This window comes from Rathayibacter sp. Leaf296 (assembly GCF_001423045.1).
Taxonomy (GTDB): domain Bacteria; phylum Actinomycetota; class Actinomycetes; order Actinomycetales; family Microbacteriaceae; genus Rathayibacter; species Rathayibacter caricis.
Map to the genome: position 1 here is coordinate 125122 of NZ_LMNR01000003.1, position 8731 is coordinate 133852.

Below are 8731 nucleotides of genomic sequence, written 5' to 3' on the forward strand. Positions count from 1 at the left end.
GCGGGGTATTCCCGAAGGTGTCCGCTGGTCACGCGGTCAGCCGGCCGTCGCCCGCGCCGCTCCGGAGCGACGTGAGCGCGTCGCGCAGGATCCGCCGCAGCGCCGGCTCCCCGACCCCGGTCAGCGCCGCGATCTCGGGCTGCGTGTAGCGACCGGCGACCGCCAGGAGCAGCAGCTCCCGATCGGGGCACGGCAGGGCGAGGAGACCTGTGCCCATCGGACGCCGGGCGAGCGCCCGCGAGGTGCCGAGGGTCTCGCAGAGCACCTCGAGCAGCCAGAGCACGGGCGTCTCGGAGCGGGCGCCCTCGGGGCAGCGGCGCCAGACCTCGGCGAACGCCTCCGTGCAGAGGCGGTCGCGGGTCGCGGCGTCGGAGTGGACGGCCGCGACGGACGCCGAGAAGAGGGTGCCGAAGCGGTCGAAGAGCGCGGCGAACGCGGCGCGATCGCCGGTGGCGGCGGAGCGGAGCAGGCGCGCGGCGACGATCCCGACCGAGTAGACCTCGCTCGCGACCTCGTCGTCGGTCCCTGCACTCACAGGCTCAGGGTGTCACCGCGGCGACGACGGCGTGAGCAGTTGCGCCCGCGGGCGCTGCGGAGTAGGAGCGATCGCTCCGGGCAGGAGGGCGCGGGTCAGAGACGCGGCCAGCGCGCCCGGGCGAAGCAGAAGACGCCGTACGCGACGAGGCCGATCGCGACGAAACCGAGCAGGAACACGCCGAACGGCAGCTCCGTCAGCGACTTCAGCGCCTCGTCGAGGCCGCCGGCCTGCTCCGGATCGTGCTTCACCGCGGCGACGATCAGCAGCACGCCGAGCGCGCCGAGCACGATGCCCTTGGCGGTGTAGCCGACGATGCCGAGCCAGGTGACGACGGTGCCGGCGGTGCCACCGGGCTCCGCGACGTTCTCGAGGAACTTCTTGCTGACGCCCCGGTAGACGAAGACGCCGCCGACCGCGAGGACGATCACGCCCACGAGCACCAGGAGGACGACTCCGCCCGGAGCCGACAGCAGCTGCGCGCTCGCGCTCTTGGACGACTCGGACGAGCTCGATCCGTCGCCCATCGCGAAGCGCAGCGCGGTCACACCGAGGGCGGCGTAGACGACGGCCTTCGCCGCCTCCTTCAGCCTGCTGCCCCACTTCTTCAGCTCGGTGTCGCCCTTGACGACGAGGAACGCCTCGAGGATCCCCCACAGTGCGAGGCCGAAGAGGCCGACGGTGCAGACCCAGAGCACGACGGTTCCGCCGGGTGAGGAGGAGAGTGCACCGAGTGCGCCGGACTGGTCGGCCGACCCTCCGCCGCCCCGCGCGACCTGGAGGGCGATGACGCCGATGAGGATGTGCACGAGGCCGTTCGCGGCGTAGCCGAACCGGGCGAGGGTGCGCACCGCCGTCGAGTCCTGCGCGTCGTCGGCCGCCTGCTTGGCCTGGGTACCACTCGGTGTGTTCACAGGCGGGACGCTACGCGTTTCCACAGGCCCCCACATCCCCTTGCGCCGTGTTCCCGCGGTCCAGTGGCCCTGTGGAGGAGTTCTCCCCACGGTTGTCCACAGTTCTCCACAGGGTTGTCCACACCTGTGGATTCCCTAGAACGGCTAGACGTCGACGGCGCGGACCAGGCCGTCCTGGACGGCGCCGAGCCAGTCGTAGACGCTCCGGATCGCGGCCGCGTTGTCGTCCTCGGGCTCGAGTCCGTCGTCGGAGTCGAGGATGCCGAGGCGGGCGGCGAGCGCGAGGCGCATGTCGGTGAGTGCGCGCATCCACGAGAGCGCCTGCGGCTCCTCGAGACGCACCGAGATCTCGCCGAGGCTCGCGAAGACGCGTCCGTGCCCGGAGCTGTCCCCGGCGTCGAGCGCGGCGGTCACGGACCGTGCGTCGTCCATCTTGCGACCGGCGAGATCGGGGGCCGTGAAGCGCCGGAACTCGGCGGCGGCCTCGGCGTCGTCGCGATAGGCGTCGGGGAGCAGGCGCGCGAGAGCGGGATCGGTGCGGGCGAGATCGCCGTCGACGCTGCGATCGAGCAGCTCGAGCATCTCGCCGGCGAGGTGGCGGAGGATCCCCGCCTCCTCGCGGTCGAAGCGGGCGACGGCGGCGCCGGAGGAGTCGCGGCGGAAGGCGCGCATCAGCGGGGGCCTCTCGACGGGCGGGCGGCGGTGCTGCGGCGGGGCGCGGCGGCGAGGGTGGCGGCGCTCATGCGTCGGCCTTCTGCAGCGTCGCCCACAGGCCGTAGCCGTGCATCGCCTCCACGTGCCGCTCCATCTCCTCGCGATTGCCCTGCGCGACGACCGCGCGACCCTCCGTGTGGACCTGCAGCATGAGGCGCTCGGCCTCGGCCCGGCCGAAGCCGAAGTAGCTGCGGAAGACGTACGACACGTACGACATGAGGTTCACCGGGTCGTCCCAGACGAGCACGATCCACGGGACGTCCGCGGCGGAGCGGGTGCGCAGCCGCTCGTCGGGGCGCTCGATGGTCTCAGGCACCCGTCCAGCCTAGGTTGCGGGCGGGCGGAGGGAGCGGCGGGCGGCGACTCTCCAGGAGTCGTCGTACTGGGGGCGCGAGTACGACGACTTCCGCGGAGTGGGGCCCGCTGAGCCGCCGACTCTCCAGAAGTTGCGGGAAGCGCGAGCGGTCACCGCAACTTCTGGAGGAGCGCGCGGCGGGGCGGGGGGCAGCCGCGCGAGTCCGACTCCGATATCGCGCTGGCCGCGCTGAGGACGCAGCACTCGAGTCCGCAGGAGTCGTCGTACTGGGGGCTCGAGTACGACGACTTCCGCGGAGTCGAGCCCGCCGCGGCGCCGACTCTCCAGAAGTTGCGGGAAGCGCGAGCGGTCACCGCGACTTCTGGAGGAGGGAGGGCGGCGTCAGGCGGACAGGCGCGGCAGGATCTCGCGGGCGAACAGGTCGAGGTGCTCGAGGTCGTGCAGGTCCATCATCTGCAGGTAGACCCGCTCGACGCCCGACGCGCGCAGCGACTCCAGGCGGTCGACCGCCTCCTGCACGCCGCCGGCGATGCCGTGCTCGCGCAGCTCGGCCGGCTCGCGTCCGACGGCCGCCGCCCGGCGCGCGAACTCCGCCTCAGACGCTCCGGCCACCGCGATCAGCGCGACGGAGTGCACCAGCGATGACGGCTCGCGCCCGATCGCACGGCACGCCTCGTCGACGCGGTCGAAGGAGCCGCGGATCGAGTCGACCTCGGGGAACGGCAGGTTGAACTCGCTCGCGAAGCGGGCCGCGAGGCGCGGGGTGCGCCGGGGTCCCCCTCCGCCCACGATCACGGGGACCGGCAGTCGCGCCGGCTTCGGCAGCGCCGGCGAATCGGTGAGCGTGTAGTGCTCGCCGGCGAAGGAGTAGCGCTCGCCGACCGGGGTCGACCAGAGGCCGGTGACGATCTCGAGCTGCTCCTCGAGCAGGTCGAAGCGGCGGGGCGGGAACGGGATGCCGTAGGCGGCGTGCTCCTCCTCGAACCAGCCGGTGCCGAGGCCGAGCTCGACGCGGCCACCCGACATCGCGTCGACCTGCGCGACCTGGATCGCGAGGATCCCCGGCGGGCGGTAGGTGACGGAGGAGACGAGCGTGCCGAGCGCGATCCGCTCGGTCTCGCGGGCGAGGCCGGCGAGCGAGGTCCATGCGTCGGAGGGACCGGGGCCGGGATCGCCCGCGCCCATGCGGAGGTAGTGGTCGGAGCGGAAGAAGCCGTCGAAGCCGAGGGCCTCGGTCGCCTGGGCGACGGCGAGGAGATCCTCGTAGCTCGCGCCCTCCTGGGGTTCGGTGAAGACTCTGAATTGCATTGCTCCAGCCTTGCGCACGTCCCCGGCCGAGTGCGGCGTCCGCGTACCGAGTCGCGGCTCGACGCAGTGCGCAACCGAGGTCCGGAGGGCTGCGGCGGCCCTCCCGGCGCCCTTCCCCGGACCCTGACCTCGGTTGCGAACGCCCGCAGCGCCCGATCGCGTGCCACGGTGGCTCCATGTCCCGATTCGACGCCGCCGCCTCCGCCCACGTCGCCGCGATGGGGCACCCGCGCCAGGAGCAGATCACGCGGGTGCGCGAGGCGGTGCTGTCCGCGGATCCGCGGCTCGTCGAGTCGGTGAAGTGGAACGCGCCGAGCTACGCGATCGGCGAGCACCTGGTCACGTTGCGCCTGCGGCCGGGCGACCGCGTCGAGGTCGTGCTGCACCGCGGAGTCGCGGCGCGCGCCGACGAGGTCGCGCCGGTCCTCGACGACACCGGCGTGCAGTGGCGGGCGCCCGACCGCGCGGTCCGCGCGCTCGACGCCGACGAGGATCCCGCGCTCGTCACGCCCCTCGTGCGCCAGTGGCTGGCGGCGGTCGCTCCGGACTGAGCCCCCGAGCGCCCGTGGACCCAGCGCACCTCCGCGCCCGATCCGCAAGTCCGTGTTTCCGCCCCGTTCGGGCGTCACGATGACACGGATGAGCATTCTCGACGCCGCGGTGGACGACCGGGTCCGACAGCGGTTCGGCGTGCCGATCGCGCGGCTCGAACCGGTGACCGGCGGACTCGACGACCGGGCCCGCGTCTGGTGCGCGGTCGACGACTCCGGAGCCCTGTGGAGCGTCAAAGCGAGCCGCCGCGACGGCCGCTTCGGGCTGTCGCTGGCCGCCTCGCTCGCCGACGCGGGAGTGCCGGGCGTGCTCGCTCCGCTGCGCGCCGACGACGGCCGCCCGTGGACGGAGGACGACGGCGTGCTCGTCTCGGTCGCCCCGTGGATCCTCGGCGAGGACGCGGTCGACTCCGGCCCCGATGCCCTCTCGTGGGAGGGGCTCGGCGTCGTGCTGCGCGCCGTGCACGACTCCGACCCGCCCGCCGGCGCTCCCGTCCGCCGTGGGATCCGCCGCGCCGACGCCCCGCCTCTCGCCCGCCTGGCCGACCTCGACGAGCGGATGCACGCCGCGCCGGACCACGCCGTCGCCCGGCTCTGGCGCGACCACCGACCGCGCCTCGAGACTCTCGCCCGGGCGGAGCGGCGCCTCAAGCGCGAGCGCACGCCGACCGCGCGCGTGCCCCTGCACGGCGATCCGCATCCGGGCAACGTCGTGGTCGGCGTCGACGGCCGCCCCTGGCTGATCGACTTCGACGAGGCGACCGTGGCCCCGCGCGAGGTCGACCTGCTGCTGATCGAGCTCGGCGTGATCTTCTCGCAGCCGATCAGCGACGAGCAGCGCCGGGCGTTCCGCTCGGGCTACGGAGCGGCCGCGATCGACGACTCGCGGATCGCCCGCTTCGGCTGCGTTCGCGCGATCGAGGACGCGGCCGCCACGGCACACGCGGCGCTCGACTCCGAGGACCCGGGTGAGGCCCGCGAGTCGCTCGAGTCGCTCGGGGGCCAGCTCGGCCCCCACGGCCTCGTCTCGCTCGTCGAGACCGCGCTCGACCGGCTCGACCCCTGACCCGCGCACCGACACCGCACACCCGCACGCACCGCACACCGCAGACACCGCACTTCACACCACAGCAGAGGACACCATGAAGACACGACGCCTGATACCCACCGCCACCGTCCTGGCCGTCACCGCCGCCCTCACCGGCTGCAGCGGCTTCGGAGGAGGGGGCGGCGGCGGATCCGACGCCGACTCCCTCACCTTCACCACCTGGGCCAGCGAGTCCGAGCAGGCGGCGTTCGAGTCGCTGATCACCGACTTCGAGGCGGCCAACGAGGGCGTCGACGTGCAGCTCAACGTCGTCCCCTACGACCAGATGTTCAGCAACATCGACGCGCAGCTGAGCTCGGGCGAGGCGCCCGACGTGTTCCGCGTCGACTACGGCAACCTCGGCGTCTACTCGAGCCAGGAGCAGCTGCTCGACATCAGCGAGTACTTCACCCAGGAGCAGATCGACGCGTTCACGCCCGCCTTCTGGGAGGCCGTCTCGTACGAGGGCGTGCCCTACGGAGTCCCGCACCAGACCGACGTGTCGGCGCTGCTCGTGAACACCGAGCTGCTCGCCGCCGCAGGCATCACGGACGTCCCCACGACCCTCGACGAGGCCTGGACCTGGGAGGAGTTCGCCGACGTCGCCACGACGCTGCGCGCCTCCCTCCCGGCCGAGCAGTACCCCTTCGTCTACAACTGGCAGCTCGGCGGCACCCCGCGCTGGCTGAGCTGGCTGTTCGAGGCCGACGGCGCGCTGCTCGAGGAGGACGGCACCACGCCCGCCATCGACTCCCCCGAGGGCGCGAAGGCGCTCGACTTCACGAAGAGCTTCTTCGAGAACGACTGGGTGCCCCCGACCAGCTCGGTCAAGTCGGCCACCTACGCCGATTCCTTCTTCACGGAGGAGACCGCCGCGATGGCCTTCGCCGGCTCGTTCCTCGTGCCCGACATCGACGACCTCGCCGACTTCGAGTGGGTCGCGACTCCGATGCCCGTCGACCAGCGCGGAGCGACCGACCTCGGCGGCAACGCCCTCGTCGCCACCGCCGACACCGCGAACCCCGAGCTCGCCGCCGAGTTCCTGACCTTCATGACCGAGGCCGAGAACATGTCGGAGTTCTGCGCAGCGACGAACGAGCTGCCCACCCGCTCCGACATCGACCCCGCGTCGATCGAGTTCGCGGTGCGCCCGGACGTCATGCCCGTCTTCGTCGAGCAGGCCTCGACGATCACGCCGCGCGACGTGCAGCAGCTGACCTCGCCGTTCCTCGCGCAGATCTCGGTCGCGATGCAGGACCAGCTCGAGCAGGCGTTCGTGAACGGCCGCAGCACCGAGGAGACGCTGACCGACCTCTCCGACGCCATCGGGCAGGCGACCAGCTGATGACGACCGCCGCACTCCGCCGCCGGGAAGGCGCACCCGCGCCCGCCCGGCGGCGGTCGGCCGCCCGCACCAGGGAGGCGCTCACGGGCTACGGCTTCGTGGCACCGAACATGCTGCTGATGGCGCTGTTCCTCTTCGTGCCGATCCTGTGGGCGATCCAGCTGTCGTTCCAGGACTCGCGCGGCTTCGGCACGCCCGAGTGGGTCGGGTTCGCGAACTACCTGCGGATGGGCGCGGATCCGGTCTTCTGGCAGAGCCTCGCCAACACGCTGCTGTTCACCGCCGTGACCGTGCCGATCGAGCTGATCGGCGGGCTGGGCCTGGCCGTGCTGCTCAACTCGGTGCTGCCCGCGCGCGGCGTCTACCGCACGATCATCGTGCTGCCGCTGGTCATCTCCGGAGTCGCCTCCGGCATGATCGCGGTCACGATCTTCAGCGAGTCCTCCGGCATCGTGAACAAGGTGCTGACCTCGCTCGGCGCCTCACCCGTCTCGTGGCAGTCCGAGGGCGCACCCGCGATGATCTCGGTGATGATCACCGCGATCTGGCTGCGGATCGGCTTCAACATGGTGATCTACATCGCCGGTCTGCAGAGCGTCTCGCCCGAGCTCTACGAGGCCGCGCGGATCGACGGAGCGACGCGCTGGCAGCAGTTCCGCGCGCTGACGGTGCCGCTGGTCGGCCCGTCGACGTTCTTCCTGCTGATCATGAACGTGATCGCCTCGTTCCAGGTCTTCGACATCGTCTTCGTGATGACCGGCGGCGGACCGGGCTTCTCGACCTCGGTGCTCGGCACCTACGCCTACCGCAACGGCTTCCAGGTGCGCGAGCAGGGCTACGGAGCGGCGCTGGGCGTCGTGATCCTGCTCATCACGCTCCTCTTCACCTACGTCCAGTGGCGCACCAGCCGCACCCGCGACCTCGTCGAATAGGACCCCCGATGACCTCCTCGACCCTCACCCAGATAGCGCCGGCCGTCGATGCGACCCGCGCTGCCTCCGGGACCCGCCGTCGTCGCAGCGGTCGGGACGGCTCCCGCGCCGGCGTCGCCCTGCGCATCGTCGTCGCCGTGATCGCCTCGGCGATCGTCTTCTTCCCGCTCTACTGGATGCTCGTCATCGCGTTCTCGCCCCGCGGCGAGGTCTTCGCGCCCGGCCCGCCTCGGTTCTGGCCGAGCACCCTCAGCCTCGAGAACTTCGCCACCGTGTTCGAGCGCTTCCCGGTCGGCGACTGGTTCGTCAACTCCGTCGTCATCGGCGCGTTCGTGACGGCGCTCACCGTCGCGGTGAACCTCACCGCGGGCTGGGCGTTCGCGCGACTGCGCTTCCCCGGCCGCAACGCCCTGTTCCTCCTGGCGCTCGCGACGATGATGATCCCAGTGCAGGCGATCATGGTCGCCCAGTTCCGGCTGGTCGCCGGGCTCGAGATCTACGGCACGTACTGGTCGGTGATCCTGCCGGGGGCCGCCGCGGCGTTCGGCATCTTCCTCGCCCGGCAGTTCTTCCTCTCGATCCCGGAGGAGCTGCTCGAGGCCGCGCGGATCGACGGAGCCGGTCAGCTGCGCGTGTTCCTCCAGGTGGTGCTGCCGCTGAGCCGTCCGCTGATCGCGGTGCTGGTGCTGCTGACGCTGCTCGGATCCTGGAACGACTTCGCCTGGCCGCTGATCGCGCTCAAGGACAACGACCTGTTCACGCTGCCGATCGGACTGCTGTACCTCAAGGGGCAGTCGACGCCGGACTACAGCGCGAGCATGGCGCTGGCCCTGGTGTCGGTGCTGCCGATGGTGGTGCTGTTCCTGGCGTTCCAGCGGTACTTCGTCCAGGGCTTCGCGCGGAGCGGCATCCGGTAGTCGCACGGGTCGTGGGCCCCTGCCGCTGGTCGAGTAGCCCGCAGGGGCATATCGAGACCCACCCACCCCGAGACACCGCGGATCTCGATACGCCCGCTGCGCGGGCTACTCG

General features: G+C 71.9%; 10 protein-coding genes. 5 read left to right on the forward strand and 5 right to left on the reverse strand.

Going from position 1 to position 8731, the window contains the following annotated elements:
- Positions 1-28: 28 nt before the first annotated feature.
- The 5 genes from ASF46_RS17060 to ASF46_RS17080 form a co-directional block, all read right to left on the reverse strand.
- Positions 29-535 carry an RNA polymerase sigma factor gene (locus ASF46_RS17060; protein ID WP_056868748.1) on the reverse strand — a complete coding sequence of 169 codons (507 nt, stop codon included), beginning with the start codon at positions 533-535 and terminating at the stop codon, positions 29-31.
- A gap of 95 nt (positions 536-630) precedes the next feature.
- Positions 631-1449 carry a DUF1206 domain-containing protein gene (locus tag ASF46_RS17065; RefSeq protein WP_056868749.1) on the reverse strand — a complete coding sequence of 273 codons (819 nt, stop codon included), beginning with the start codon at positions 1447-1449 and terminating at the stop codon, positions 631-633.
- A gap of 144 nt (positions 1450-1593) precedes the next feature.
- Positions 1594-2121, reverse strand: a complete 528-nt coding sequence (locus ASF46_RS17070; RefSeq protein ID WP_056868750.1) for a DUF2017 domain-containing protein — start codon at positions 2119-2121, stop codon at positions 1594-1596.
- A gap of 67 nt (positions 2122-2188) precedes the next feature.
- Complete coding sequence (gene clpS, locus ASF46_RS17075; protein WP_056868751.1) at positions 2189-2479, reverse strand: ATP-dependent Clp protease adapter ClpS; 291 nt, start codon at positions 2477-2479, stop codon at positions 2189-2191.
- Between the two features lie 381 nt (positions 2480-2860).
- A complete protein-coding gene (locus ASF46_RS17080) occupies positions 2861-3787 on the reverse strand; it encodes an LLM class F420-dependent oxidoreductase (RefSeq protein WP_056868752.1) in 927 nt (308 codons plus the stop codon).
- 176 nt (positions 3788-3963) lie between these two features.
- On the opposite strand from ASF46_RS17080, the gene ASF46_RS17085 reads away from it, so the two are divergent.
- The 5 genes from ASF46_RS17085 (at position 3964) to ASF46_RS17105 (ending at position 8619) form a co-directional block, all read left to right on the forward strand.
- Positions 3964-4338: a DUF1801 domain-containing protein gene (locus tag ASF46_RS17085; RefSeq protein WP_056868753.1), complete on the forward strand. Its 375-nt coding sequence runs from the start codon at positions 3964-3966 to the stop codon at positions 4336-4338.
- Between the two features lie 88 nt (positions 4339-4426).
- Positions 4427-5404 (forward strand): aminoglycoside phosphotransferase family protein, encoded by a 978-nt coding sequence (locus tag ASF46_RS17090; protein WP_056868754.1) that lies wholly within the window; start codon positions 4427-4429, stop codon positions 5402-5404.
- A 76-nt stretch (positions 5405-5480) separates the two neighbouring features.
- The gene (locus tag ASF46_RS17095) at positions 5481-6770 is read left to right on the forward strand and encodes an ABC transporter substrate-binding protein (protein ID WP_056868755.1); all 1290 of its coding nucleotides are present in this window, start codon (positions 5481-5483) and stop codon (positions 6768-6770) included.
- A complete protein-coding gene (locus tag ASF46_RS17100; RefSeq protein ID WP_082485638.1) occupies positions 6770-7702 on the forward strand; it encodes a carbohydrate ABC transporter permease in 933 nt (310 codons plus the stop codon). Before ASF46_RS17095 ends, ASF46_RS17100 begins: the two co-directional genes overlap by 1 nt.
- Positions 7703-7710: 8 nt before the next feature.
- The gene (locus ASF46_RS17105; protein ID WP_082485639.1) at positions 7711-8619 is read left to right on the forward strand and encodes a carbohydrate ABC transporter permease; all 909 of its coding nucleotides are present in this window, start codon (positions 7711-7713) and stop codon (positions 8617-8619) included.
- Positions 8620-8731 lie beyond the last annotated feature (112 nt).

Bases quoted from the DNA above. Each gene is read 5' to 3' on its own strand.
- ASF46_RS17070 (WP_056868750.1), bottom strand. From the start codon at position 2,121: ATGCGCGCCTTCCGCCGCGACTCCTCCGGCGCCGCCGTCGCCCGCTTC.
- ASF46_RS17080 (WP_056868752.1), bottom strand. From the start codon at position 3,787: ATGCAATTCAGAGTCTTCACCGAACCCCAGGAGGGCGCGAGCTACGAG.
- ASF46_RS17085 (WP_056868753.1), top strand. From the start codon at position 3,964: ATGTCCCGATTCGACGCCGCCGCCTCCGCCCACGTCGCCGCGATGGGG.
- ASF46_RS17090 (WP_056868754.1), top strand. From the start codon at position 4,427: ATGAGCATTCTCGACGCCGCGGTGGACGACCGGGTCCGACAGCGGTTC.
- ASF46_RS17095 (WP_056868755.1), top strand. From the start codon at position 5,481: ATGAAGACACGACGCCTGATACCCACCGCCACCGTCCTGGCCGTCACC.
- ASF46_RS17100 (WP_082485638.1), top strand. From the start codon at position 6,770: ATGACGACCGCCGCACTCCGCCGCCGGGAAGGCGCACCCGCGCCCGCC.
- ASF46_RS17105 (WP_082485639.1), top strand. From the start codon at position 7,711: ATGACCTCCTCGACCCTCACCCAGATAGCGCCGGCCGTCGATGCGACC.